The organism is Rhizobium leguminosarum, assembly GCF_002953715.1.
Taxonomy (GTDB): Bacteria; Pseudomonadota; Alphaproteobacteria; order Rhizobiales; family Rhizobiaceae; genus Rhizobium; species Rhizobium leguminosarum_V.
The window spans coordinates 1-26,320 of the sequence record NZ_CP025013.1 but is presented as its reverse complement, the minus strand read 5'-3'; the positions used below and the strand labels follow the sequence as shown (position 1 = coordinate 26,320).

Sequence of the window (26,320 nt, the reverse complement as noted above, 5' to 3'; positions counted from 1 at the left end):
GATCAGGTCCGAACGCCCTTCCCTGTCAGAAACGCCAGAGCTGCTGCGCCAACGAGGCCCGAGTTCTGATCCAACGCCGCCAGCACTACTCTGACATCCTTGAATGCCGGCATTGCCCATTGCGTGATGTAGCCTTGAATGCCGGGTCGGAGCCGGTCGAACTCGTGGGAAAGCCCGCCTCCCATCACGATGATATCGGGACTGAAGATATGGATCAGGCTGGTGAAGCCGCGACCGAGAATTTCCGCTTCCTCGTCAATCAGTTGATTTGCGAGACGATCGCCATTTCTTGCCGCCGCAAAAACGCTGCGGCTGTCGATGGCGCCGCCATCGCTGCCTATTGTCGTCCCGCTGGATTCCACAGCCCTGATTTGGGCGCGGCGCGCAAAAGCCGTTCCGGATCCGTAGGCCTCGAAACAACCCCTGTTGCCGCAGGGGCAAAGCTCTCCGTTCGGCACGACCGACATGTGCCCGACATGGGCTGCCATGCCCTTGCGGCCGCGCACCACGCGACCGTCCGACACAACGCCACCGCCAATGCCGGTGCTCACGGTAACATAGACCAAATTGTCGAGTCCTTTGCCGGCTCCGAACTGCCACTCGCCGATGGCAGCGGCTATAGCATCATTCTCGAGGTCGACCGGAAACGGAAACCGCTTCTGCAACTCCGCCTTCAGCGGAAAGTCGACAAAGCCGGAGAGGGTCGGGATATTCGAGGCGACACCGGCGACCGTATCGAGCGGGCCCGGAGCGGATACGCCGACGCCCACCACAGAAGCGGGGTTCGATGCTGCAAGCAGTCCATCTGTCAGGCCGCAGATTTGGTCGAGCACCCGGTCAGGCCCTGCCCGCGCATCCGTTGGTTCGGCTGCGCGGGCGAGAATTTTGCCCTGCTCGTCGACGAGGGCAGCGCGCACCTGCGTCCCACCGAGGTCGATTCCAATGGCAACCTGCTGCATGTGAAGACCATGAGTTAGAGTGCGCGCACCCATGCCATCCGCTCGTCGAGCGACGGCGCATTGAAAGCCAGGGAACCGAGAACGACCGTTTCCGCGCCCGACTGGCGCAGAAGAGGCACAGTGTGCTCGCGAATACCGCCATCGGCCGCAAGCACGATCCGATGAGCCGCACCACAGCCGGCGATGATCTGTTTTGCATGCTGAAGCCGCGCGCCGGCCTTTTCGTCGAGGCCCTGGCCCTTCACGCCGATCGCCGTACCGAGCATCGTCACAAAGCGCAGCCGGGAAGCATATTTCTCGACGCGTTCGACGGGAGTATCGACCTTGAGCACCATGCCGGCTGCGACACCGCGGCGATCGAGAAGATCGAGCGCCTCGGCGGCGACGCTGTCGTTTTCAACATGAAGACTGATCAGGTCGCTGCCCGCATCGGCGAACTGCTCGATCTGCGACAGGAGGATGCTGTCGGCGACCATCAGGTGAACATGGATCGGGCGCGAGGACACTTTGCGCACGCCGGCAACCAGATCAGGGAAAAACAACATGGCCGGCGCGAAATGGCCATCGGCGACATCGATGTGGAGGATGTCGACGTGACGATCGACACGCGCCAGATCATCCGCGAGACGCACGAGATCGGCCGACCAGACCGAGAATTCGGCAATCAGGCGATCCTTTGGAAGATCGGCGATCCAGGACTTGGAGGGGGTCGTCATTGTTTCAGAGCTCCTTCAGAAAATGGCCCATGGCAAGCCGGAAGTCGGCGACGTATCGCGGGCGGCTCTCGGTCTTCGGCGTGATCTGCACGAAACGCGCGCCGGCAATTCGCTCGGCAAGAGCACGCGCATGGCTGAGAGGATGAATGCTGTCCCGATCATGGCCGATAACCAGCGTCGGTACGGTGAGATTGCCGACGTCCTCGTCGGTCACATCAGGACCGTCATTTGAGATCCGGGTGAGCAGTTCGGCGGTCACATCCAAAGGCGTGCGGGAGAAAAAGCCGGCAAGCGAGGCCAGATTGTCCGGTGCCTCAGTGGCGAGCCGCACGCCCACCGGCCCGGCAAGGAACGCGGTCTTTGCGTCATCCGGCGGCAGAGTTTTCAGAAGCCGCCCGACTTCGGCGTTGGGTGCCATATTCTCAGGCGCGGGTGCCGTCAGCCAGGCCGGCCTTGCAAAGATCAGAGCCTTGACAAGATCGGGCCGCTTGACCGCCAGACGCAAGGCGATCACAGCACCCATCGAGATGCCGCCGATTACGATCGGCAGCGTAAGGTTTTTTTCGATATAGGCGGCGATATCATCGCAGAAGGTCGCGATCGACAACTGCTCCAGATTGCCGGCTTGGGAGTGGCCGTGGCCCCGCGTTTCGATCGTTACCCGGCGAAAACCCGTTTCGAGCGGAAAGACTTCGTCGGTCTGCGCCGCGTCTCCGCATAAGCCATGCTGGAATATGACGGACGCGCCCTCGTCCGCCATATCCACATTGAGAATGGTCCCGTCGCTGGTTTCGAACGGTTGAGCCCGTCTCATCTGCCTGCCCCCGCAGAATTACCGTCGAGGCTATTCTTCAGGAAGGCCGCCACACCGGCCGCCTCCGAGGCCGAAAGACCATGCGTGACAAGACTGCCGTTAAAACCAATCGCCTTGAGACGGCCGAGATAATGCCCATAGTCGAGGACACCCTTGCCGGCGGTCGCGAAACTGCCGTCGGGATTGCGGTCTTTCGCATGCGCCATGACGATCCGATCGGCCAGAAGGTCGATGGCGGAAGACACGATGCTCCGCTGCTCATCCAGCGTCGCGACCTCGAAGAGATTGGCCGGATCGAGCACGATCTTGATGCGGGGGCTCTTCAGTGCCGTGATCAGCCGGTAGGCTTTCTCAGCCGAGTTGACGACATTGGCAAGCTCGGGCTCGATGCCAAGATCAACATCATAACGCTCGGCGATCTCGATGGCCGTTCCCAGGGCTTCGAGGAGGTCCCGCCAGGCCTCCGGCGTATCGTTGTCGGCGTGCGCCTTCCACTGGTCGATGGGGTCGCGCGTGCCGGTGCAGAGCGTGATCAGGGCGGTCGACATGCCGGTGCTGCGCTCGGCCAGCGTCGCGAGGTTACGAAGGCCGGCCTCGCGCACTGAGCGATCCGGGTGGATCATGTTGAAGGTGCCGGAAACGGCAACGATTTCGACGCCGCTCGCGCGCGCCGCTTCGGCGACCGAGCGAGCCTGGGCTTCCGTGATGATCTCTGGCATCGGCGGAAGGCCCGAGCAGGCCATATTATATTGGGCGCAGGTGAACCCGGCCGCGGCGACCGAGTTGAGAACGGTTGCGGGTTCCGTTCCCTCGAAGGTCTTTGCGAAGATGCCGAGCTTCATCACACGCCACCCGTGACGTCGGCCAGCGCAACCGCCTTGCCGCTTTCGACGGAGCGCGCAACCGCGACCATGGCCCGTACGGATGCCAGGCCATCATCGATGTCGGCGCCTTCCATCACCGCGCCATCCAGAATGGTGCGGGCGAAGCCTTCGACCTGACGGCGATAGAAATGGCCGTCAGCACCGAGAACGCGATGGGTGGCTCCATCCGCTTCGCGGAAAATGTCCACCTCGCTGGTCTTGTAGTACCATGGGTTATAGGTCTTGCCCAAAATGCTGCCGTTCTTGCCATAGATCTGGAAGCCTTCGTGCCAGTCCATGCGCACCTGGACGGTGAGATCGAGATGGCCGAGCGTGCCGGAGGCAAATTCCACGTCCACGAACCAGCACCAGATGCCAGCTCGCTCCGACAGGCGAGCGCTGACGGAAATGATGTCGCCGGCGAAATAACGTGCGGTGTCGATCAGATGGCAACCATGGGCAAGCATGTAGTAGCGCCGCAGGTCGGCCTTCGGATTGGCGGAGGGCTTCCGCGCATTGGCGCTGGTGACGATCAGGGGCTGGACCGCATCGGTCATCGGATAGCGATGCGTGCTGTCGCAATACCATGCTTTCAAAGCGACCATCTCGCCCATTTCATCGAGGATGAAGGATTTGGCAGCCTGGAGCCCCGCGTCGAAACGCTTCATATGGCCGACCTGAAACACATTTCCCGACTTGTCGACCGCGGCCTTCAGTTCAAGGCATTCCTCGATGGTGACACCGACGGGTTTCTCGCACAGGACATGCTTGCCCGCTTGGAGGGCACGAATGGAAGCCGGGACGTGAAAAGCATCGGCGGTCGCGATAATCACCGCATCGAGGTCGGGATCGGCCAGCATCTTGTCGTAGTCGCCATAGGTTTTCTCCGCCCCATGGGTGATTGCCATACGTTCGCGGAGATCCTCGGCAACGTCACAAATCGCATAGAGGTCGGCATTGGCTGCCTTGGTGCAGCTCTCGAAGTGCGCGGCCTGGGCAATCTGGCCCGCTCCCAATACGCCGATGCGGAGACGTCGTTCCTGTTTTGCTGGCATCGATAAGCCCTTCGGGTCGGATATTGAAGATGAATGCTGGTTTCGGCGTCGGATGGAATGCTTTCAAACGTCGTCGACGTCTTCTGGCCGGATCACCACCAGCGCCGGCTGGCTCTCCCTCGTCACATCAGAGCGCCGTATGCGTTTGAGGATGGAAAAAGTGTAGTTTCGCCGGGTCGATCGCCAGGTTGATCGATTGGCCCGTCTCGACCGCGCTGACAGCTTCAAACCGCGCGACGGCGTTGGCGGCACCGCTCAGATCCTCGACGGCATCGGGGTCGCCCGAGTCGATCCGGACTGCGTCGATCTTCAAATGCACGATCAACTCGGAGCCGAGCTCCTCGATCGACTTCACGACAACCGGGATCGTCGGATGGGAGGCGCCTGACGGCAACCGGCTGTCGTAGAGGTCCTCAGGCCTGACCCCAAAGATCACAGCCTTTCCCTCGAAGGCGGAAAGACCGGGAGAGCGCTCGAAAGCGCCGTCGGACAAGGGAATGGAGAAGCCCGGCAGATGGATGCGCCCGCCCTCCAGACGCCCTTCGAAAAGATTCATCGACGGCGAACCGATAAAGCCCGCGACGAACGCATTGACCGGGCGGTGATACAGAGCCTTGGGCGTATCCACCTGCTGAAGCACACCGCCCTTCAGCACCGCGACCCGATCGCCCATGGTCAGCGCTTCGGTCTGGTCGTGCGTCACGTAGATCGTCGTCACGCCCAGCTGTCTCTGCAGGCTGGCGATCTCTGCCCGCATCTGAACACGCAGCTTCGCATCAAGGTTCGAGAGCGGTTCGTCCATGAGGAATGCCGCGGGCTCGCGGACCATGGCGCGGCCCATCGCAACACGCTGGCGCTGGCCGCCGGAAAGCTGTGCGGGCTTGTTGCCCAGCAAGGATTCCAGCTGCAGGATCTTGGCGATCTCATGGACACGCTTGGTGCGTTCGGCCTTGTTCTTTCCGGCCAGTTTCATCGAAAAGGCAATGTTGTCGAACACGGTCATGTGCGGATAGAGCGCATAGCTCTGAAAGACCATGGCAATGTCCCGGTCCTTGGGCGCGAGATCCACGACGTCCTGACCGCCGATGCTCAACGTTCCGCTGCTGATTTCCTCGAGCCCGGCAATCATGCGCAGAGCGGTCGATTTTCCGCATCCGGATGGGCCGACCAGAATCAGAAACTCGCCATCATGAATCGTCAGGCTCAGATCCTTGATCGCATGGTAGCTGTTTCCATAGGTCTTGCAGATTTTGTCGAGTACAACCACAGCCACGTCTCGTCCTCCCGTACCAGTCCGGATCACATCTTCAGACGGCGCTCCCCGCCGTCTCCGATCCTTTCGACAAGAAGGCTCAGGACTGAGCTTCAAAGTCAACAGACGAATCGAATTGAAGTCGCCATAGATCACCAGCAATTTTTCATATCTATTTGAAAAATAAATATCTTTTTCAATAAATTAAAAATCAATTGCGGAACTATATTTTTTATCGCGCGTAATTTTTTGATCGAAGCACAGCTGTTGAGAGATCGCTCAATGCGATTCAATGACACGTCACCCGTGCGGCTCTGTTGGGGCGGTCGACCGGCCCCGGCACCCATCGCCGCCCGCGCTCATTTTTGGCACGCCGGTAGCGGGAGCGGCGCGGGCGCATTCTCCGCCGCCATCCATGCCAGGCACGTCCGGTGATCTGGCAGGCCTCTGCGCCCTCCCCGTGCGGTCACGGAAATGGCCGCCGCCGCCGTGGCATAGGCAGTGCAATCAAGCGGGCTCTTCCCCTCCGCGAGGGCAAGGGCGTAGGCACCGTGAAAACAATCCCCGGCGCCGGTCGTATCGACCGCCTGAACCTGATAGGCCGGCACATGCCACCGGGTGGCATCGCCTTTCTGGCGGAGGTAGGTCCCTCGTTCGCCATCAGTCAGAACAACCGCGGATCGATCCGTGGACCAGAGCCTGTCCAGGATCACAGTGGGATCACCCTCGCCGGTGTACTCCCGCCCGAAGGTAAGCGGCAGCACCAGGTGGTCGGCGAAAGCCAGGATCCGGTCGGTCGCGGCACCGACTGTCCATTCGATATCGGCAATCACGGCCAGGCCCAAGACGCGTGCGCGCGCCACGACACTTTCCGAGTGCGTGGCATAGCCATCGATCAGCAATACCGGGGTCTGCATCAGAACATCGTCGGGCAGTGCATCCGACGTGCCGTGCAGCACATCGTCGTCATAAGCGATGAACCGGTCGCCGTCGGGACCAACCGTGATCACGGAGCGGATCGGCGCGGCATCCGCGTGGCGCGGAGCCAGCGATATGTCGACGCCGTCCCGCTCGAGCTCGCTGCCCGCCACATCGGCTGCTGGCTCATCGCCGAGCCAGCCGATGAAGCCGGCGCGCCCGCCGAGCCGGGCGACGGCAACCAGGGCCGTCGCCACGTTGCCGCCATGGTCCGTGGCACGCTTCGTCACTTTCCCCTTGCCGGCCGTCAGCCCCCGATCGACATAGATGATGTCATCGATTGCCAGGGCGCCGAAGCCCAGAACCTGGAAAGGGCGCGACACGTCTCAAGCACCGGCCGCCGCCAGCGCATCCTCCGGCGCCATCCCGTTGTGAATGACGAACTTGAAGGCGCGCGCGGCCATGGTGGTATCGCCGTGACCCCAAAGGTTGCGACCGACGACGGCGCCTTTGGCTCCAGCGCGCAATGCTTCCGAGGTCTGGACGAGCGCTCCGAGCAGCGTATCGGTCTTTGGGCCGCCGGCGATCACGACCGGAATCGGGCAGGTCGCAACGGTCTCGCGGAAGGACTCGAAATCGCCGGTGTAGCCGACCTTGATCACGTCGACGCCGGCCTCGAAGCCGATGCGCACTGCATAGGCAATCTCATCCGGGGTGAACACGATCTTGCCACCGTCGGAGAAATCACGGGGATAGACATGGGCGACGACCGGCATCTCGAAGCGGGCGGCAGCGTTGACCGTATCGGTGAGCCAGCGAATGTACTCTCCTTCGGTGGCGCCACGCACGGGAATGGCGACAGCCAGAGCGTCCGCACCATAACGCACCGCATCTTCCGGGGTCGCAATGAGCTGGCGAATGCGGTCGTCGGCGGTGAAGCAACCGCCCTGAATGACGAGCGCTGCCTTTCCTGCATATTCCGACCAGAGGTGGCGCGCCGCGCCGGGCTGGATACTGATGTAGTCAGGCCCCCCCGCCATGACGCGTCTGAGCGCACCCGGCAGGTCGGCAAGCCCGCCCTCACGCACATTGCCATAACCGACAAAATGATCGACGGCGCCTCCGAACAGATGACCCGATGGGTTCGAGAACAGGCGTGCGAGGCGGACTTTGGTTCCGAGACCCATGGCGATACTTCCTTTGTGATTGCCGGCTTTGCGATTGCTGGCGCCGATGCTGGGGAAACCCTAACTCGAAAACAAACAAATATTCAATATTTCGATTTCTTTCGTTTTTACATGGATGATGAATTTTTGACGTGCATTTTCGTCATCATGCGGCTATTTTTGTAGCAAGAGCCGTAGGATAAGGCGGCGAACTTTCGTTTTTCAAAAGTCATATGGTCGCAAAGGGCGACAGGTCGGGATCACAAATGCTTGCAGAGCAGAGGCGGCAGCAGATCATGCTGGAACTTCAACGTGTCGGTCAGGCACGCACCCGCCAGCTCGCGGAATTCTTCGAGGTCTCGGAGGTGACGATCCGCTCCGACCTCGAAATCATGGATGCGAAGAAGCAACTGATCAAAACACATGGCGGGGCAATCGCCCTGCCGTCCGACTCGCCGGCAGCGGCATTCGAGGAACGTATGCAGCGCAATTTCGATGCGAAGCGACGCATTGCCCAGATGGCTGCGCGGCAGATCATCGACAATCAGTCGATCGTCTTCGACAGCGGTTCGACGCTGTTGCAAGTGGCCATGCAGATGCCCCCGGTCAACAACGTCGTGGTTGCGACGACGGCGATGAACATCGCGCAGCATCTGATGTACCGGCCAGGGCTCGACGTGCACATGATCGGCGGCCGCGTATTTCCCAGCACCGTGAGCACGATCGTCTCGGACTCCGACAAGGCGGTCGGCGGCCTCGTCGCCCACCAGGCCTTTGTCAGCGCCCACGCGATCGATCAGGCCTTCGACGTCGTCGATGTCTCGGAGGATATTGCGCGGACAAAGCGCAACCTGGTTCGCATGGCCCGGCGTGTCGTTCTCGTGGCGGATTCGAGCAAATTTGACATTGGCGCCTCCTCCAAAGCCTTCTCGCTATCGCGCGTCGACCTGATCATCACGGACAGCAACATGCCGCACAGCATCCGTCACCGGCTGGACAAGCTGGGCGTCGAGGTTCGCTACGCGTGACCTGCAGTCCACCTCTCCAATTTATAAGAGAGACAGGAGAGGCTTTGGCGTCGACAGATGGCTTTGGCCGACGCCATGGAATACGAGAAGGGCTAAAATCCCAGACCGCGAAGCGTCTCGCGGTTGGCGCGAGCGGCTGCGGCAGGATCGGTTCCGGCATGGTCCGATTCTTCTTCCACGACGATCCAGCCGATAAACTTCGGCGCAGCCCGAACGGCCGAAATCACGGCAGGCACGTCGCAGACGCCTTCGCCGAGCATCGCCCAGGTCCCGCCGGCGTCGACATCCTTCAGATGCACGTAGCGGATTCGGTCCCGGTGGGCCGCCAGCGTGTCGCCGATCTGCTGGCCGCCACGCAGGATATGGCCGGTATCCGGCACCCAACCCACGCCTGGATCCATGAGAGCAAACAGGCGATCATAGTCGTTGCGGGTGAAGAGGAGCGTATTGTGGTGCGAGGAAGGATGGACGGCAACGGCGACGCCAGCCGACTGTCCGATCTCGGTCGCACGATTGTAGCACTCGGCCGCAATGGCGAATTTCTCATCACGCGGACCATCCGAGACGACCGTCGCCGATCCCATCGATACCAGCGCACCGGGAAAGTTCGCCGCGAAATCGACCCATCGGCGCGCCATGTCGAGATCGGAGGCAATCTTTTCCGCCACCGTGAAACCGCTGGCGGAACCGAAGGCAAAGGAAACCAGCGCCAAGCCGGCATCCGTCAGGGTGCGGGCAAAGTCGGCAGGCTTGAGCGCGTAGTGACCGATCATCGTGTCGGTGATTTCGATACCGGCATATCCGCCATCGGCAATGGCGCGCACCAGATCGTCCGGACCGCCGCTCCAATCGGTACCCAGCATCTCCCAGGTGAATGTTTGGCAGCCGATCTGCAGCTCAGCATTTTTCATATCTCGGTCCTGACCTATTCGTTGATGGCAGCCGATACCGAAGTCGGCGGCTTCCCCGCGCGGGCAATCCTCGGAGCTTCGCTAGCCTTGCCGAAAGCCCCTTCCGCCTGGAGAGGCGGCCGAAGACCGGAACGGCAGGCTCTTCAGCGGGGATTGCGACGCCAGCGTCTTGCCATTACCTATGGTCAAATGTTACCGTGCGTCAATATATTTTATTCCTTGCGATTAAAATGTAACACGCCCCTCAACCTTCGCACCCGCAACGGCAAAATCAGGTTCTTCGATGGCACAGACCAATGACATGAAACTCCGGATCGGCGTTGTGGGATGCGGCAATATTTCGCTCGCCTATATGCGCAACGCGCCGCTGTTCCGCGGTGTCGAAATCATCGCCTGTGCAGATCTCAACGCAGACGCCGCCAAGCGCCGCGCAGCGGAGTTCGATCTGCGTGCGGCTGACGTCGATAGCCTCATTGACGACAGGAACATCGACCTGATCCTCAATCTGACGATCCCGGCTGCGCATTTTGACGTTTCGATGCGGGCGCTGTCGGCAGGCAAGCATGTCTTCACGGAGAAGCCGCTCGGCGTCACGGCCGCAGAAGGACGCCGGCTGGTGGATGCCGCCGCCGCGAAGGGCCTCATGCTTGGCTCGGCGCCAGACACGTTCCTGGGAGCGGCCGGACGCCATGCCCGGCGACAGATGGAAGCCGGCGCTATCGGCAAGCTGGTGACTGGAACAGCCTTCATGATGGGGCGCGGCATGGAGCACTGGCATCCCGATCCCAGCTTCTACTACCAGGCCGGCGCAGGCCCGGTCATGGATATGGGGCCTTACTATCTGACGATGATGGTCAATCTGATGGGGCCGATCCGCCGTGTGCAGGCCGTCGCCACAACCGGGCAGGAAGAGCGGCTCATCACCGCCGAGGGGCCGAAACAGGGCACCACATTCAGGGTCGGTACGCCGACCAGCGTGCTTTCGCTGCTGGAATTCGATTGCGGCGCCACGGTCACCTTCGGCAGCTCCTGGGACGTATTCCGCCACTCCAACCACCCCATCGAGCTCCACGGTACCGAAGGCTCGCTGCGCCTGCCCGACCCCGACAATTTCGGCGGCTCCGTCGCGCTCTCCAGCCGTGGCGCTCCCTGGCAGGAAACGGACACATCAGGCGAACTCTTCGGTGCCATCAACTGGCCGATCGCAGCGCCGGATCGCGCCAACTACCGCATGCTTGGGCTTGCCGATCTCGCGCGCGCAATCATCGAAGGCCGTGCTCCACGCGCTTCGGGCAATCTCGCGCTGCATGTGCTCGAAGTCATGGAAGCGATCCTGCGTGCCGGTGAAACTGGTGTCGCACAGACCATTGCGGGTATCGTCGCACAGCCAAGGGAATTGCGGGAAGACGAAGCGAGGAGCTTGCCGGCATGACAGAACTGGATGAATCCGCCAAACGCGCCCTTGCCTGGCCTGGCGATCCGGAAACGCCGGTCGAAAGCTGCACGCCGGCGCTGGCGCGGCAGCAATATCTGGATGGTTTCGCAGGCATCCAGCGGCCGCTCGAAGACGTGGCCGAGATGTTGGAAAGGCATCTGGGCGCCATCAGGATGAAGATATGGCGCGGCCGCGCCGCGCCGCGCCAGGGCGCACCGGCCCTGCTTTATCTCCATGGCGGCGGCTTTGTGATCGGCGCACCGGAAACCCATGAGGATATCTGCCGGACGCTTGCCAATATGGCAGGCGCCGTCGTGGTTTCGCCCGACTATCGCCTGGCCCCGGAACATCCCTTTCCGGCAGCGATCGATGATTGCGCCGCCACACTCGTCTGGATGACCGATCAAGCTGATGCGCTCGGCATCGATCCAGCGAGAATTGTCGTCGCCGGCGATAGCGCCGGCGGCAATCTGGCCGCCGTCGTCGCCCTTCTGGCGCGGGACGGACAGGTGCCGGCTGTCATCGGACAGGTGTTGATCTACCCGGTGACCGACCAGTTGCAGGCAAGCGACAGCTACTTGCGTTATGCGGAGGGTTTCGGCCTGACGGCCGCAGCCATGAAATGGTTCCGAGACCACTATCTGCCAGAAGCCGCGAGCAGGCCGGATTGGCGCGCCTCGCCGCTGCGCGTGGCGTCGCTGGCAGGCGTGGCGCCGGCCCTCGTGATCCTTGCCGGATACGACGTGCTGTTCGACGAAGGGGCCGCTTATGCCGAGCGGCTCAGCTTGGAAGCGCAGGCCACAAGCCGGACCTGGCCCGGACAGATCCATGGCTTCGTATCGAAGCGACGAGCCATTCCGGAGGCGCAAGAGGCCCTTGAAGCCATTGCAATGGCCTGGCGCACCATGGACCCTGCGCTTGCCCGTTGAGGCGCAACCGCGACTGACTCACGCCGAGTCGCGCATGACCAGCGTCGCCTCGAGGATCACCCTGTTCGTCACAGGGGTCGTTCCATCATCTTCGCTTTCGATGTGTGCCAGCAAAAGCTCCACGGATTTCGCGGCGATCTCGGGCGCGTTCTGGGCCATCGTCGTCAGCGACGGACAGGTATATCGGCTCAGCGGGTGATCGTCGTGCCCGGCGATGCGTACATCACAGGCGTCGTTCCGGCCGATTTTCAGTCCCGACGCGAATGCGGCTGCCATCGCGCCGAAAGCGAAGCGGTCGTTGGCGCATAGGAGCGTTTTGCCGGGAAGACCGCCATTCGCAAGAATTCTCTGCATCTGCTCGTATCCGAGACGCTCGAATTCCCAGGAAGGTGGTGCGTCGCAATCGATGACCAGCGGGGAATGCCCTTCCCTCGCCATGGTCGCGCGGTAGCTCGCCTGCCGCTCGCCGGCATTTTCGGTCAAATGCGGAATTTCCAGGAATATCGGTGGCTCACCGGACCGGCAGAGATATTGCACAATGGCTGCCATGCTTTGCGCGTTGTCGTTGCCGACATAAGGAAGATCCGCGCTGGCAGGGTTGTCGAAGCAGACGACAGGGATTGCGTCGCTTAGTCTTTCCAGTGCGGAACGGCGCGAACCGGCCCCGAGCGGCGCCACGATCGCACCTGCGACCTTCAGCGAGAGCAAGGTCCGCACGGCCTCCGCCTCCAGCTCCGGCCGCGTATGCGATGAGATCTGCACGGGCCAGAATCCCTTTTCGCGCAACTCCAGCTCGATCAGCGACACGACCTGCACATAAAAGGGATCCGACATGGTCGGGACCAGAATCCCGATATTCCTGGTCCGTTTGCGATTGAGATGCCGCGCGAACAGGTTCGGCTCGAAATTCGACTTCTTGAGAGCAGCCTCGATACGCTTGCGGGTCACTTCCTTGATCTGCGAGGGATCGTCGAAATATTTCGACAATGTCGGACGCGATACGCCGGCGGCGGTCGCGAAGTCGTCCATCGATTTATAACTTTTCTTGGCCATTCAATTCCTTACTCGCGGGACGACGACAACTGATTTCGCACTCAACGGAAGATCCACTGACGCGCCAAATCACGCATTCGAAAATTTGTACAGGGTGATATTCGTTTTCCGGAATCGTCGAAAATCAACGCGTAGCCGGTGTGATCCGTCATTTTTGGTGCGGACCATCCCCTCCCTTTCGAAAATCGAAATATTCCCTTCATCTGCGACTTGCGCAGTCTGCGCCGCGTGGTTGCAAAAGGCGCTTGTTTCAGCACCAAAATCCGAAAAATTTGCAGTGAAGACGCCGGGTGCCACGCTTTTCGCTTTGTTGGGTAACCTTTCATTTGTTTACGAAAGTAAAGAAAAAATGCGTCACAAGCAACACAAATGCTGCAGAAAAATACTGATGATGTCAATCAATTTTATTATTTTTTATCAATGATTTAACTCAACATACGCCGTGAATGCCGGCCTCCCATCCTTTCCCGATCGCAGTTCTTCATTGACAGATAGGGGCTTCAGGGAACCTACTTTGCCTACGATCTTGAGGAGGATCGATTAACTGACAATCTTTGGGAGGCACAGATGAATATCAGAAAATTCGGCGTGACCATGCGGGCGGCCGTAGCGGTATGGGCGCTCTGCGCCACATCGGCGTTTGCCGACACCACCATCGAGTTCATTCAATGGTGGGAACCCGAAATGCCGTCCGGCGCCTTGCGCGGCATCATGAACGATTTCGAAGCCAAAAACCCCGGCATCAAGGTGACGCTGGTCAGCGGTCCCTACGCCACGACGCGTGACCAAATCGTCGTCGGCGCCGCCTCCGGTACGCTGAGCGACGTGGTGGGGCTGGATGGTGCCTGGGTAAACGGGCTCGCCAAGCAGGGCGCGATCGCCTCGATGGACGAAATGATGGAGAAGGCGAAGTACGACAAGAGCCAGATCACCGATATCGTCAAGGTCGATGGCAAGAGCGTGATGTTCCCGCTGGCATCCTTCGTCTATCCCGTCTTCGTAAACCTCGATATCGCCAAGGCATCCGGCGTCGACAAGCTGCCGACGACCCGCACGGAATTTGCAAACGCCGCGAAGAAGATGACCGACGCCTCGAAGAACCAGTACGGCTGGGTTCTGCCGCTCTCGCTGCAGTCTCCGAGCGGCATCCAGAACGACGTGATGTCCTGGGTCTGGGCCTCCGGCGCCTCGATGCTGAAGGACGGCAAGCCGGACCTCGAAAACGACGCCGTCGTCGGCACGCTCGACTATATCGCCTCCCTCAACAAGGAAGGCGTGATTTCTCCCGGCATTTTCGCCAAGAAGGAACAGGACAAGGTCGAGGAATTCGTCAACGGCCGCGTCGGCATGATGGTGGATTCCCTCGCCCATGTGAACCTGATCCGCGAGCGCAATCCGAAGCTCAACTTCGGCATATCAGCCTTGCCGGCCACTGACGGCTACACCGGCAAGCGCGGCATGCCCTACGCCTCCTGGGGCATCGGCATCAGCGAGGGCAGCCAGCACAAGGAAGAGGCCTGGAAGCTGGTCGAATACCTGATGAGCCCTGACGTCAACGGCCGTCTCGTCTCGATTGCCAACGCCTTCCCCGGCAACGTCCATGCCAAGCCGGATTTCGTGGCATCGGACCCGATCTTCGCGGAAGCTTTTAAAATCTTCCAGAGCGGCTATCCTGCAAACGAATTCGTCGGCCTTCCGGTTGCCGAAGAGCTGATGCGCGACATGAACGTCGAAGTTCAGAAGATGTTCGATGGTGGGCAGTCAGCCAAGGATGCGGCTGCCAATACCCAGAAGGCGTGGCTCGCGAAGTTCTAAGCACGTCGCTTTCACGATCACCGGCAGCGCCATCTGGCGCTGCCGGTGCAAGTCGTCAAATCTCGGCAGAATGGAAAGTCACAGCTCATGAATCATTCGGCTACGGCTCTGGTCGCCGCGCATGCCAAAACGCGAAGAAAAGGATGGCTTCGTTACAGCACTTTGAGGAAGCTGGTGCCGTATTTCTACGTGTCGCCGGCGACCCTGCTGCTTGTTCTGCTGATGCTGTTCCCGATGATGATGGTCTTCAAATATTCTCTGATGGACGGCGCCATCATGAAAAAGGGCGCTGCGTTCGCGGGGGTCCAGAACTATGTGACCATCTTCGAGAATCCCGTCTTCTGGCAGTCGGTCGTACAGACGCTTTATTTCACGATCATGAGCGTCGTCTTCCACTTCATCATCGGCTTGGCATTCGCGCTGCTGTTGAACACCAACCGCGTCGATCCGCTCATTCGCAGCATCCTGCGTGTGCTCTTCATACTGCCCTGGCTGTTCACCGCCGTCATCATCGCCATCATCTGGCGCCTGCTGCTCGACCCGAACGGCGTCGTCAACAGCGTGCTGATGGCGCTCCACATCATCAACTTCAAGGTGGAGTGGTTCTCCTCCACGCGCACCGCCATTCACGCTTTGACCTTCGCAAATATCTGGGCAGGCTATCCGCTATACATGGTCAGCCTGCTTGCCGGTCTCCAGGGCATTTCGAAGGAGCTCTACGAGGCAGCCGGTATCGATGGCGCCAACGAACTCCAAAAGTTCTGGTACATCACCATTCCACAGTTGATGCCGATCATCATCAGCATCGCGCTTCTCGACTTCATCTGGACGATGCAGGTTTTTCCGCTGGTGTGGATGACGACGGGGGGCGGGCCGATCTATTCGACGGAAGTGCTTTCCACCTTCACCTACAAGCTCGCCTTCTCGCAGTACGAATTCTCGTTGGCTTCGGCGAGCGCGATGATCATCCTCATCATCTCGATGAGCGTCACCTACTTCTACATCAAACACCAGCAGCGCAGGTGATCGCCATGGCAAAGCGTTCCTTCAAGAGCTCGGTATTGCCGACCATCCTGACCTATCTCGGCCTGGCGATCGGCCTGGTCTTTTCAGCCTTTCCGATCGTGTGGATGTTTTTCAGTTCGCTGAAATCGAATACGGAAATCTTCGCCCTTCCGCCGCGGCTTTTTCCGCAGGATTTTACGGTGGCCGCCTATCTGACGATCTTCAACGATCCGGTGAAAGTGCGGTTCTTCATCAACAGCTACTTCGTCGCCGGCGTCGTCACCTGCCTGACCCTCGTCGTCGCGATCGTAACCGCCTACGGCTTCAGCCGCTATCAGTTCCGATTCAAGAACACCTTGAACATATTCATCATCAGCACCCAGACTGTTCCGCCGATCACCCTTCTCATCCCCTATTTCGGAATGGTGGTCGCCTTCAGGATCTTCGATACCTATCTGGCGCTGATCCTCACCTACATGGTCTTCACACTGCCTTATGCCATCCTGCTGATGACAGGCTATCTCAACACCTTGCCGAAAGAGCTGGACGAGGCCGTCCTTGTCGACGGCGGCTCGAGCTGGACAGCACTCTGGCGCGTCATCGTTCCGGTCTCCATCCCTGGGATCGTCGCCACGGCGGTCTACACGTTTCTACTGGCCTGGAACGAATTCCTCTTCGCGCTGACGCTGACGAAATCAATGGACCTCAGAACCGTTCCGATCGGTATCCAGCTTCTGATGGGCCAGCACGCCTTCGAATGGAACGAAATGATGGCGATGAGCGTGCTCGGTTCGCTTCCTCTTCTGGTCCTTTACCTGGTTGCTCAACGCTACTTCCTGGCAGGCATGACCGCCGGCTCCGTCAAAAGCTGATGGAGCGCTGATCCTAAACTGGCTTTGAAAACGCATACTGCAGGCAGATCACTTCTCCGCTCTGCCTGCCCGCCAAGACTACCGCCCAGCGCTCCAATCCAGCAGGGCATCGCAGACCTCGGCTCTGGTGGGCGCACCGATACGTCCACCGAACACCTGGCATTTGAGTGCTGCCGCCATGGATGACAAACGCATCGTCTCTTCGATCGGCAAGCCTTCCGCAGTAGCCAGCGCAAAAGCGCCATGGAAAATATCGCCGGCTGCGAGCGTGTCGACGGCTCTCACCTTCGGAGCGGCAAGATGGACAATTTCGCCGGTTCGATCATCGAACCAGAAGCAGCCATTTTCGCCTGCGGTGACGCTGATGAAGGCATGCTCGAACTTTCGCTTCAGAAGACTGACGACCTTCACTAGCTCGGCTGTTCCGGCAAGCCGCTCGGCGGCCGGCTGCGAGAACACGATGTGGCTGGCGGCCGGTGCCAGCATCTCGATCACGCCATCACCTGCAACGTCGCCATCGAGAATGGCCGGCTTGCCCGCGTCTCTGGCTGCCAACAGCGTTCGCAGTGCAAGCTTCGGCCACCGGACGTCGACCAGCACCGCATCGAAAACGGAAACATCCTGCTTTGTGACCGGCTTGACCGTCTCGTGCAGGCCTGCATCGTAGAAAGGCACGATCAAGCGCTCGCCCTGATCATCGATAAGGATCGTCGAGACGGCCGAGCGGGCACCTTCGACGCGCACCATACCGCCCGTGTCTATGCCGCTCTTGCTGAGGTCGGCGATGATGCGTTCGCCGATGGCGTCATTGCCGACCGCACCCCAGAGGCTGGCTTTGCCGCCCAGCCGGGTGACCGCAAAGCCAGCGCTCGATGCCATGCCTTCGGCAATCTGCAGCATATCGTAAGGCAGAATTTTGCCCTGGCCGGTCGGTAACGAGCGCACGCGAAACAACGTGTCCATAACCGCCGCGCCAACACACAAAACGCGGCGCGCCTGACCGGGAGGCGGGTCGAAGGCAGAAGTCGTCAAAACCGTTGTCTCACCCGTTCACTTGACGGCTCCGGCCGTCAGGCCCGCCACGATCTGCCGTTGCGCAAACACCGTCAATATCAGGACGGGCAAGGTGACAATCAACGCCGCCGCCGCCAACGGACCCCAACTGACCTGCTCGAAGGAGAGCATGTTGTAGACCGCGACAGGAAGCGTGCGCGTCTCGCGGCTGGCAAGCACGATGCCGAAGACGAAGTTGTTCCACGAGAAGATGACCGACAGGATGAAGGCGACCACGATGCCCGGCCTTGCGATCGGCAAGGCGACCAGCCGGAAAACCTGCCAGGGTGTTGCGCCATCGATGCTTGCAGCCTCTTCCAGCTCCATCGGCGTCGTCTCGAAATAACCGATCATGATCCACACGACGATCGGCACGGTGACCACGAGATGGATGATGATCTGCGGCATCAGCGTGCCGAGCAGGTTCAGCCACTGGAACAGCAGGAAGAGCGGGATCAGGAAAGAAAGGCCGGGCGTCATGCGCGCGATCATGATGACCATCGCGGACTTCTCCGCCTTCAGCCGAGCGATGCCATATCCGGCGGGCACGCCGATCAGCAGCGCCAGAAGCGTGGCCGCACCCGTCACCAGCACCGAATTCCAGAGATAGAGGAAGAAGTTGTTCTCTTCGAAGACCTTCAGATAGTTCGACCAGGCCAAGCGCTCCGGGATGAAGATCGGCGGATAGGCGCCGTTGTCGATCTCATATTTCAGCGACAGCGAGATCATCCAGAGAAAGAACAGGACGACCGGCGAGATCATCACCAAAGCAACAAACAGCAGTCCAATGCGATCGAGCGTCTTGCGCTTCATCAGCGTGCCTCCCCGTCGGACCAATTCACGCGCTGCCGGAGCATCATAAGGACGAAGGAGAGCAGGACGATGAGGATGAAGAAGACAACCGCCATGGCCGAGCCATAGCCGATATCGTAGTAGGCGAAAGCGGTGTTGTAGAGATAGATGTTGATCGTCTCCGACGCCGTGCCGGGACCGCCTTGGGTCATGGCATAGATGATGTCGAAACTTTTCACCGCATCGATGCTGCGGATGATCACGGCAATCATCAGGAACGGCGCGATCATCGGCAGCGTCAGATAGCGGAATTTCTGCCAGACATTGGCTCCGTCGATTTCAGCACTCTCATAGGGCTCGCGCGGAACCGCCGCCAGACCGCCGAGCACGATCAACATGATAAGCGGCGTCCACTGCCAGGTCTCGACCAACACCAGCGACGGGATGACGCTGCTCTGATTATAGATCCACTCCTGCGGGCCGATGCCGATGAAGGAGAGGAGATAGTTGAGGACGCCGAGCTGCGGATGAAACATCATCGTCCAGACGAGGGCGATGGCGACGGGTGTGGCCATCATCGGCATCACGAATATGCCGCGTATAAGACCGCGCAACGGAAATTGAGCATCGAAGATCAGCGCCGCAAGCGTCCCCAGAAAAAGGGGAACCACCACGGAGAGCGTCGTATAAAGCACCGTATGCCACAGCGACTCCCAAAAGCGCATGTCGGAGGCGAGCCGCACGTAATTGTCCAGTCCCGCAAAGATCTGGGACTGGCCGAGCGTCCAGCTGTTGACGCTCATCCATATCGTAAACACCCACGGGAAGACGATGACGGCAGCTATGACGATGAGCGCCGGGATGACGAAGGGCCAGTAGTTGGGAGCAAACCGATCCGGTTTGCTCCTTCCTTTCGACGTCTTTGCCACTGCGGCCGTTTCGATGCTTGTCGAGGCCATTATCCCTCGCTTTTCGCCAGGACGGGTTCGAACTGCGCCGTCGCGGCCTTCAGTTCGGTTTCGGGATCGGCGCCGCCGATCATGTTGGTGAGACCGACGCCATAGACGTCACGGAACTCGGTGACCGGAATGATGACCGGCAGCGCGAGCCGCGAGATCTTGCCGGAACCAACGACGGCATCAAGCCATGCGCCCGGCATCTTGACGCCTTCGCGGACCTTCGCATCCTCGAGGACGGACTGGCGGAAAGGAACGCCGGCGCCGGCCTGCAGCAGGCGTGCGCCCATTTCATGCGAAATCGCCCATTGGCAGAAGAGATATCCAGCTTCTTTTTTCTGGCTTGCCGCGACGACGCCAAGCCCGTCGCCGAAGGTGCCTGCGGCTTGTGCCTTCGGGCCTTTCGGCATGATGCCGTAACCGACCTGGCCGACGACGCGCGACTTTTCCGGATTCTCGATCGGCGGCGCAAAACCGACGCCGTCCAGCCACATGCCGATCTTGCCCTGCAGGAAGGCCGACTGCGCCTCGGCCCAGTTGAAGCCGGAGACGCCGGGAGGGGCGGTCTTGGTCATCAGCCTTTGGTAAAGCTTGGCCGCATCGATCGCTTCCTGCGATGTCGTGCGCAGCTTGCCATCAGGGCCGAGCGGGCTCGAACCATATCCGAGCAGCAACGACGTCCAGACCGGCGTATTGGCGTTCTTCAGGCCGCGGGCGACGAAGCCGTAGGTGTTGGTGGAAGGATCGGTGAGCGCCTCCGCAGCACTGGCGAGTTCTTCGAACGTCGTCGGGTAGGCAAGCCCCTTCTTCTCGAACAGCGCCTTGTTCCAATAGATGATCCAGTAGTCAACCGAGAACGGGAGCGAACGCAGAACGCCGTCCGGATCCTTGGCAAAAGTCAGGCCGGCTTCGGCGAAGTCGCTTTCAACCAGAGACGGGTCGGTCAGAGAGGGATCCTTGAGAAAACCACTGATATCGGCAAGCCAACCGCCCTTTTCGAACTGTCGCTTCTGGACATGATAGCTCATGTGCACGACATCGAAGCTCGGCTTGCCCGAGCTCAGCTCGATGGTCGTCTTCTGACGCTGCTGTTGTTCGGGCGTCGCTTCGGCATTGACCTTGATGCCGGTGAGCTCCTCGAATTCGGACAGGTACTTCAGCAGTATTTCGCTGCGTGGGCTCTTGACCAGGTTGACTTCGAGCGTCGTGCCGGCAAAGCGCTTCCAATCGACGGCAGCCGATGCCAGCCGCACGCCGAGCATGCTGCTGGCGCCAAAAGCGGCCGTACCCGCCAGAAAGCCGCGTCTCGTCGGATTTAAAAACGATGACATGTGATTCCTCCTCCTTTTGCCGGCGGTCTCCTCACCCCCGGCTGCCTATTTCCGATTATATCCTGAGCGCACGATCTCTTGCATGATTGATGTGTGCGACAAGGCTGTTGACGGCGTCCTCCGCCGATCGTCGTTCGATCGCCTCGAGCACCTTGAGGTGCTCGCCCATGACGGGTCCGACGTGACCATCGATGCGAAAACGATCCTGACTGATCAGGCGCATCTTGATCGAGTTCACCCGGTAAGCGTTCGAGATGATGGTATTTCCCAAAGCATCGATAAAGGCATCATGCATGCCCCAATCGACAGCTTGCGCGTGCACTTCCAATTCGTGCGATCCATCGCCGTTTCGAATGGCGTCGGCAATATCACGATGCTGTTTCAAAAGCTTGGCGATCGTCTCGTCAGACGCAGAGCGGGTGAAAAGCGCGACGGCTTCCTTCTCCAGGAAGACGCGCAGCTGGAACGCCTCGCGAATGAGGTTAAGGTCGATATGAGCGATCTGCAAACCCCGCTGGGGCACTGTCTTGATCAGACCTTCGGCTTCGAGCCTCGGGATAAGTTCGCGGATGGCGCCAAGCGTCAGCCCCGTCAGCTCGACGAGGCGGCGCTGCGAAACGAACTGGCCGGGGCGCACATCACGCGCAAGAAGGTGGCGTGTGAAGCTTTCATACGCCTTTTCCCGCAGTGTCGGCTGCTCGTCGGTTCCGTCCATCGCCTCTCCCAGAAACATGTCCGCCCTATGCCGCTTTCGAGCGGAAAAGAGTATCGAAGGCAAGAAAGAGTTGCGCCTGCCCTTCTGCGGATATTGAGACGAGTGGCGGACGAACCGCAAGCCAGATTTCATCCGACGTCACGTGGGTGACCATGGTTTTCACGGCGGCAGTCACCGGAAATTTCAGCAGTTCCTCCACGAAACCCTCGACGCGAGAATCGTCCTTGCCTTCCTCCGCCATCAGCTTGACCTCGCGTGGCACAAAATTCGCCATGCCGGAGATCGCACCCTGGCCGCCAAGCCGCACGCCCTTGGCGAGGTGACGTTCGTCCCCCACAAGGATGACGAGATCGCCATGCACCTTCAATAGCGTTTCCGTGAAAGGCCAGTCGCCGGAGGAATCCTTGACGCCTATAACGATGTTGGGAAAGGCGGTCCGCAGCCGGCCGATCAACGATACGGTCAGCGGAACCATGGTGAGCGAGGGAATGTTGTAGACGATAATGTCTCGCGCCTTGTCGCCGAGGATTGCGAAGACAGCCGAAAACCACTGGAAAACGCCGTCATCACTGACGTTCTTGAAATAGGAAGGGGGAGCAAGAAGGATATTGCGCGCTCCCTTGGAAAGCGCGTGATCCGCCAGCATCGCCGCATCCTCGGCCGCGTCGACCAGCACGCCGACGATGATTTGCTTTGCTGCTATCCCGCTATCGAGCATGGAAGCGAGGACACGTTCACGTTCCTGCGTGCCGATGGAAGAGCCTTCACCCGTCGTCCCGAACAGCGTAACGCTCGAGCATCCGACCGCGAGGCTGCGCCGCGCCTGCTCGATCATCGCCTCGATCGCGATATTGCCATTACTGTCGAACGGTGTCGCAAGCGCGACCGAGAGCCCGAATTTCTGTGTCAAATATGCTTCCTCCCAATTACCGCGTCAGATGTAGCAGACTAACATGTTAGCTGTAAAGAGGTGATTGCGCACTGCCTCGTTACACGATTGTCACGGCCGTAGCTTCCTTACGATCAACTGGCATGCCTTGCTGCCGGCCCGTTCGCCCGAACGAGCGCCATCAGCATCGGGCCGATCGCAAACTCGCCCCTTTCGGTCCTTCGGGTCAGATCCCTGAGGTAACCGCCGGGCGAGTTAATGTGCCCTCCCCTTTCCAGGATACAGGCGATCACGGTTGCGGCGTTTTCCGGCCCCATGCCGGAGCAGGCTTCCTCATAGGCCGAGGGACTGACGCCGAGCATCGAGCGCACGACGACGGCGGCCGACATCAGGTCTCGCCAATTGCCGATAGTTCCGCCTGGCCCGTAGTCGAGAATACTGGGGCAGGCTTGGAGGACAAGGCCGAGCGGGAAGGATTTCAGGCTTGGCCCGGCCCCTGGATCGACCGCGCCTCCCGCCCTGTTGCTCATCCCGCCGGACGGCTTCTGCTGTTTCAATCTTCGTTCGTCTGGCGGCCCGGCGTTCGGTTCATGATCGGCCGCTGCCTTTTCGCCCTGCTTCGTTTCGAAGCTTGGTTCAGGTTCATAAATGGAGTCGGGATTTGAATTCTGTTTGTGATGCTCAATTTGAGACTCATTGGCGTCTATTTTTTGTGTTTTTATCCGTCTTTCCAGCACGTTGACGATTTCGGTGCGCAGCAGCCCCATCTCATCAAGCAATGGTGCCAGTTCTTCTGCGGTCGCCACGCGAGGAATCCGAGCAAGGAGCGTTCGAAACATCGCCGAAATGCCTTCCCAATCGCCGGAAACCCCTTCTTCGAGCGCCGCCGCGATCAACTTGGAGATATCGCGCCGGTACACCGTCAGACGTTCCCTCATCACCCGCAACAGCTCCCTATCAGCAACCGCCTGGGCGGCCAGGCTTTCGATCTCGACAGCACGCGCCAGAAGCGGCGCGACGCTGAAGCCGAAGGCCTCGCCGATGGCCCCTGCCCTGTCGCGGCGCGCATAGCGCTTTCCGTTCGGACTGTCCTTGCGCAGGATCAGGCCGGCCTCGACCAGGACGGCAAGATGCCGCCTGAGGGTGGCTGGCGTCATGCCTCGAGCGCGCAACGAAAGCTGCGCATTCGACGGGAAGACAATCAGCCCCTTCTCCTCGGAAATCTCGTCGTCTGGGTAAAAGGTCAAAAGCGCGTCGAGCACCGTCAGCGCCCGATCGGTCACGCCGAGCGCAGGCCGCGCCTCACAGATCGCCCTGAACAGCTTCCATTTGCTGCGTTTCATTCCCGGTTCGATGGTCTCGGCCAGTTGCTGGCTTGCCAGCATGCCAAGCGACATCGGCCGCCGCCCAAAGGGCGTCGTCACATATCCACTCTCCATTTGCCTTCACCTTCGTTCAGGCAAAAGAAAACCATCCACCAATTTGGTGCCTAAGACGCTTGACTGTGATTCGGGGAAATGCGATTCTCGATGTGCTTAAGATCTGAGAAGGGCTTCCACGACGGCGTCGTTGGGGGCCTTTTTCTTTTGCGCGCTACGCTCCTCTGTCCTTGTTGAACTCCTGGAACAGGCCCTTCAGCCTTTCCTGGACGAATTGATCGAAACCGGGCGCGGTCTTGCCGTCGAAGACGAAGGTCGCACCAGATGCTGTCTTCTTGATCATGACAGGCACACCGCTGATCTGAGATTTGGCCACAGCCGGCTTCGGCGCGGCCGTCTTCTTCGTTGCCAGAACGAGTGCCCGCTGAAACCGCTCGTCGCTCGAAATTTTGCGCGCGTCGTCCGCGGACAACTCCGCGATGATCTTCTCGACGTCGGCTTTCTCAAGCCGCTCGCCGAGTTCCAACCATCGCCGGCGGCCGATATCAGGTGCTGCACCGATGGCGTTGACGAGCCCCAGGGGGACCTGTCGTATGACGATCAGCATTCTCGACAGCGCCGCCTTGTCCACGCCGAGAGCCGCCATGATGACATCGCGGCCAAAGCTGCGTTCCTCGAGCCGCGATGCGAAGAGCGCCCGCTCGATGTAGGAGAGATTGGTTCGAGCGCTGTTTTCCTGCCCCTGGCTGACGACCAGCTGACCGTCGGTGAGATCGCGGACGACCGCACGCACCCGGATGCCGATTTCTCGGGTGGCTGCCAGGCGTCGATGGCCATAAGCGACCTGGTAGCGGCCCCTGCTTTCAGGATGCGGGCGGACAAGGATCGGAACCTGCTGCCCGTGCTCGCGGATCTGTTCGACAAGCTGCGCGAGTTCGGCCGCATCGATCGCCAATCGATCGCTGACGAAGGAAGCGTCGATCAGGCCGGGATCGAGCTCAACGATAGTCTGGCCGGCGGCGAGCTGCCGTTCCAGTTCACTCGCCCGCTCCATTTTCTCGGTAATGTTGCCGAGCGTCTTGGTAATGCCGCCGACCGGCGCGGCACTGCGCTCCTGCGGCACGAATCCGGCGATCGGACGATTGTCGCGCGGTGCGACTGCGTCCATCCTTTCCGGGTTCGGAGCGGAGATTTCGATGAGGTTCTTGCGCGCCATCTATCTATTTCCTCCCCCAGGTGGAGCGAATATGCGCCTCGATCTCGCCATTCACGAGGTTGAGGGATTCCAGCGCCCGATCATAGGTTCCGCGTGTGAACTGCGACCGCTCGACCTCGTAGAGAGTCTGCTTGGTGACGCCGGCATCGGCGACCGCCGTCGATTTCACCATGGCATTGTGCAGCATTCGATTGCCGAAAATCGCCCGCATGAAGCCGGTCATCTGGCTTTGCGGTCCGTCGTTCGGTTCGAACCGGGTCACGAGATAGCGCATCCAGTCATAGCTGGTACGTCCGCCAGCCTTTTCCACGACCGACATCAGCTCACTCGTCATCGTCAGAAACTGCGACATCGACATGACATCCAGCATCTGCGGGTGGACCGTGATCAAGACCGAGGTTGCCGCGCAGAGCGCCGACATCGTCAGGAACCCCAGCTGCGGCGGGCAGTCGATAACCACGACGTCGTAAAGGCTTTCGATCTCCGTCAGGACCTCGCCGATGCGGGCAAAGAACATCGTCTCCGCCGTCCCCGACGCCATCGCCTTCGGCGTCTCATGCTCGAATTCCATCAGCTCGAGATTGCCCGGAATGAGATGGAGATTGGGCGTGTAGGTGGCACGCACGATGTCGGCGATGGGGCGCGGATCGTCATATCGGATCGCGCCGTAGATCGTTTCGCCCTCTCCGACATCGAACTCCGGCTGATGGCCGAACAAGGCAGACAAGGAGGCCTGCGGATCGAGGTCGACGGCGAGCACGCGGTAGCCCCTGAGCGCCATGAACTGCGCCAGATGGGCCGCAGTGGTGGTCTTGCCTGAGCCGCCCTTGAAATTCATGACGGAGATAATCTGGAGCTTTTCGCCCGGCCTGCGGGCCGGCACATATTTCGGCGTTCCGTTTCGCTCGTCGAGAACCCGGCGAATCCGGTCCATATCCGTTGCACTGTAAAGCCGCCGTCCGTTTGCGAGCGGATCGGGCCCATGGCCGTCGGCGGCCACCTGCCGGAGATAACCTTCGCCGATACCGATGAAAGCCGCAGCTTCCGCCGGCGAAAATGTTCTGATGGTTTTTTGCGACAGCGGGGGAAAGATTTTTGCCTGATGCTGCTGAAGTTGATAGGACAACTCCTTCGCATCTGTTGCCAGAAGCGATGGGAGGTGCTCTTGATCGTCCTGAAGAGCAAGACTCGGCTGCAT

General features: G+C 60.2%; 25 protein-coding genes. 6 read left to right on the top strand and 19 right to left on the bottom strand.

Going from position 1 to position 26,320, the window contains the following annotated elements; translation table 11 throughout:
* Positions 1-2: 2 nt before the first annotated feature.
* The 8 genes from CUJ84_RS24415 to CUJ84_RS24380 form a co-directional block, all read right to left on the bottom strand.
* Complete coding sequence (locus CUJ84_RS24415; RefSeq protein ID WP_105008314.1) at positions 3-959, bottom strand: ROK family protein; 957 nt, start codon at positions 957-959, stop codon at positions 3-5.
* 14 nt (positions 960-973) lie between these two features.
* Entirely contained in the window at positions 974-1,675 is a 702-nt protein-coding gene (locus CUJ84_RS24410; protein ID WP_105008313.1) for a ribulose-phosphate 3-epimerase, read from the bottom strand.
* Between the two features lie 4 nt (positions 1,676-1,679).
* The gene (locus CUJ84_RS24405) at positions 1,680-2,489 is read right to left on the bottom strand and encodes an alpha/beta fold hydrolase (protein WP_105008312.1); all 810 of its coding nucleotides are present in this window, start codon (positions 2,487-2,489) and stop codon (positions 1,680-1,682) included.
* Positions 2,486-3,331 carry a sugar phosphate isomerase/epimerase family protein gene (locus CUJ84_RS24400; protein WP_105008311.1) on the bottom strand — a complete coding sequence of 282 codons (846 nt, stop codon included), beginning with the start codon at positions 3,329-3,331 and terminating at the stop codon, positions 2,486-2,488. Before CUJ84_RS24400 ends, CUJ84_RS24405 begins: the two co-directional genes overlap by 4 nt.
* On the bottom strand, positions 3,331-4,407 hold the full coding sequence (locus CUJ84_RS24395) for a Gfo/Idh/MocA family protein (protein ID WP_105008310.1): 1,077 nt from the start codon (positions 4,405-4,407) through the stop codon (positions 3,331-3,333). The genes CUJ84_RS24400 and CUJ84_RS24395 overlap by 1 nt, the downstream gene beginning before the upstream one ends.
* A gap of 127 nt (positions 4,408-4,534) precedes the next feature.
* The gene (locus CUJ84_RS24390; protein WP_105008309.1) at positions 4,535-5,680 is read right to left on the bottom strand and encodes an ABC transporter ATP-binding protein; all 1,146 of its coding nucleotides are present in this window, start codon (positions 5,678-5,680) and stop codon (positions 4,535-4,537) included.
* A gap of 338 nt (positions 5,681-6,018) precedes the next feature.
* Positions 6,019-6,960 carry a PfkB family carbohydrate kinase gene (locus tag CUJ84_RS24385; protein ID WP_105008308.1) on the bottom strand — a complete coding sequence of 314 codons (942 nt, stop codon included), beginning with the start codon at positions 6,958-6,960 and terminating at the stop codon, positions 6,019-6,021.
* A gap of 3 nt (positions 6,961-6,963) precedes the next feature.
* Positions 6,964-7,764 carry a class I fructose-bisphosphate aldolase gene (locus CUJ84_RS24380; RefSeq protein WP_017956604.1) on the bottom strand — a complete coding sequence of 267 codons (801 nt, stop codon included), beginning with the start codon at positions 7,762-7,764 and terminating at the stop codon, positions 6,964-6,966.
* 245 nt (positions 7,765-8,009) lie between these two features.
* Between CUJ84_RS24380 and CUJ84_RS24375 the strand changes: the two genes are divergently transcribed.
* Positions 8,010-8,771, top strand: a complete 762-nt coding sequence (locus CUJ84_RS24375) for a DeoR/GlpR family DNA-binding transcription regulator (protein WP_018245741.1) — start codon at positions 8,010-8,012, stop codon at positions 8,769-8,771.
* Positions 8,772-8,863: 92 nt separating this feature from the next.
* Here CUJ84_RS24375 and CUJ84_RS24370 read toward each other — a convergent pair whose 3' ends face one another.
* Entirely contained in the window at positions 8,864-9,682 is an 819-nt protein-coding gene (locus CUJ84_RS24370; RefSeq protein WP_105008307.1) for a sugar phosphate isomerase/epimerase family protein, read from the bottom strand.
* A 283-nt stretch (positions 9,683-9,965) separates the two neighbouring features.
* Here CUJ84_RS24370 and CUJ84_RS24365 point away from each other — a divergent pair, with 283 nt between their 5' ends.
* Together CUJ84_RS24365 and CUJ84_RS24360 are read left to right on the top strand one after the other, a co-directional pair.
* On the top strand, positions 9,966-11,114 hold the full coding sequence (locus tag CUJ84_RS24365) for a Gfo/Idh/MocA family protein (RefSeq protein ID WP_105008306.1): 1,149 nt from the start codon (positions 9,966-9,968) through the stop codon (positions 11,112-11,114).
* Complete coding sequence (locus tag CUJ84_RS24360) at positions 11,111-12,046, top strand: alpha/beta hydrolase (protein ID WP_105008305.1); 936 nt, start codon at positions 11,111-11,113, stop codon at positions 12,044-12,046. The genes CUJ84_RS24365 and CUJ84_RS24360 overlap by 4 nt, the downstream gene beginning before the upstream one ends.
* A gap of 18 nt (positions 12,047-12,064) precedes the next feature.
* Here CUJ84_RS24360 and CUJ84_RS24355 read toward each other — a convergent pair whose 3' ends face one another.
* Complete coding sequence (locus tag CUJ84_RS24355; RefSeq protein WP_018444874.1) at positions 12,065-13,099, bottom strand: LacI family DNA-binding transcriptional regulator; 1,035 nt, start codon at positions 13,097-13,099, stop codon at positions 12,065-12,067.
* Between the two features lie 567 nt (positions 13,100-13,666).
* Between CUJ84_RS24355 and CUJ84_RS24345 the strand changes: the two genes are divergently transcribed.
* From CUJ84_RS24345 to CUJ84_RS24335, 3 genes are all read left to right on the top strand, one after another.
* Entirely contained in the window at positions 13,667-14,914 is a 1,248-nt protein-coding gene (locus CUJ84_RS24345; RefSeq protein WP_105008304.1) for an ABC transporter substrate-binding protein, read from the top strand.
* An 87-nt stretch (positions 14,915-15,001) separates the two neighbouring features.
* Positions 15,002-15,940 (top strand): carbohydrate ABC transporter permease, encoded by a 939-nt coding sequence (locus tag CUJ84_RS24340; protein ID WP_105008303.1) that lies wholly within the window; start codon positions 15,002-15,004, stop codon positions 15,938-15,940.
* Positions 15,941-15,945: 5 nt separating this feature from the next.
* On the top strand, positions 15,946-16,791 hold the full coding sequence (locus CUJ84_RS24335; RefSeq protein WP_027686420.1) for a carbohydrate ABC transporter permease: 846 nt from the start codon (positions 15,946-15,948) through the stop codon (positions 16,789-16,791).
* Positions 16,792-16,869: 78 nt separating this feature from the next.
* Here CUJ84_RS24335 and CUJ84_RS24330 read toward each other — a convergent pair whose 3' ends face one another.
* From CUJ84_RS24330 to repA, 9 genes are all read right to left on the bottom strand, one after another.
* Complete coding sequence (locus CUJ84_RS24330) at positions 16,870-17,823, bottom strand: sugar kinase (RefSeq protein ID WP_105008302.1); 954 nt, start codon at positions 17,821-17,823, stop codon at positions 16,870-16,872.
* A gap of 18 nt (positions 17,824-17,841) precedes the next feature.
* Positions 17,842-18,657 carry a carbohydrate ABC transporter permease gene (locus CUJ84_RS24325; protein WP_003550140.1) on the bottom strand — a complete coding sequence of 272 codons (816 nt, stop codon included), beginning with the start codon at positions 18,655-18,657 and terminating at the stop codon, positions 17,842-17,844.
* Complete coding sequence (locus CUJ84_RS24320) at positions 18,657-19,595, bottom strand: carbohydrate ABC transporter permease (RefSeq protein WP_105008301.1); 939 nt, start codon at positions 19,593-19,595, stop codon at positions 18,657-18,659. Before CUJ84_RS24320 ends, CUJ84_RS24325 begins: the two co-directional genes overlap by 1 nt.
* Complete coding sequence (locus CUJ84_RS24315; protein ID WP_105008300.1) at positions 19,595-20,923, bottom strand: ABC transporter substrate-binding protein; 1,329 nt, start codon at positions 20,921-20,923, stop codon at positions 19,595-19,597. The genes CUJ84_RS24320 and CUJ84_RS24315 overlap by 1 nt, the downstream gene beginning before the upstream one ends.
* A 55-nt stretch (positions 20,924-20,978) precedes the next feature.
* Entirely contained in the window at positions 20,979-21,656 is a 678-nt protein-coding gene (locus tag CUJ84_RS24310) for a GntR family transcriptional regulator (RefSeq protein ID WP_018245752.1), read from the bottom strand.
* Positions 21,657-21,663: 7 nt separating this feature from the next.
* Complete coding sequence (locus tag CUJ84_RS24305) at positions 21,664-22,548, bottom strand: dihydrodipicolinate synthase family protein (RefSeq protein ID WP_105008299.1); 885 nt, start codon at positions 22,546-22,548, stop codon at positions 21,664-21,666.
* Between the two features lie 113 nt (positions 22,549-22,661).
* Entirely contained in the window at positions 22,662-23,966 is a 1,305-nt protein-coding gene (gene repC, locus CUJ84_RS24300; RefSeq protein WP_105008298.1) for a plasmid replication protein RepC, read from the bottom strand.
* Positions 23,967-24,120: 154 nt separating this feature from the next.
* Positions 24,121-25,122, bottom strand: a complete 1,002-nt coding sequence (gene repB / locus CUJ84_RS24295; protein WP_105008297.1) for a plasmid partitioning protein RepB — start codon at positions 25,120-25,122, stop codon at positions 24,121-24,123.
* 4 nt (positions 25,123-25,126) lie between these two features.
* Positions 25,127-26,320: a plasmid partitioning protein RepA gene (repA, locus tag CUJ84_RS24290; RefSeq protein ID WP_105008296.1), complete on the bottom strand. Its 1,194-nt coding sequence runs from the start codon at positions 26,318-26,320 to the stop codon at positions 25,127-25,129.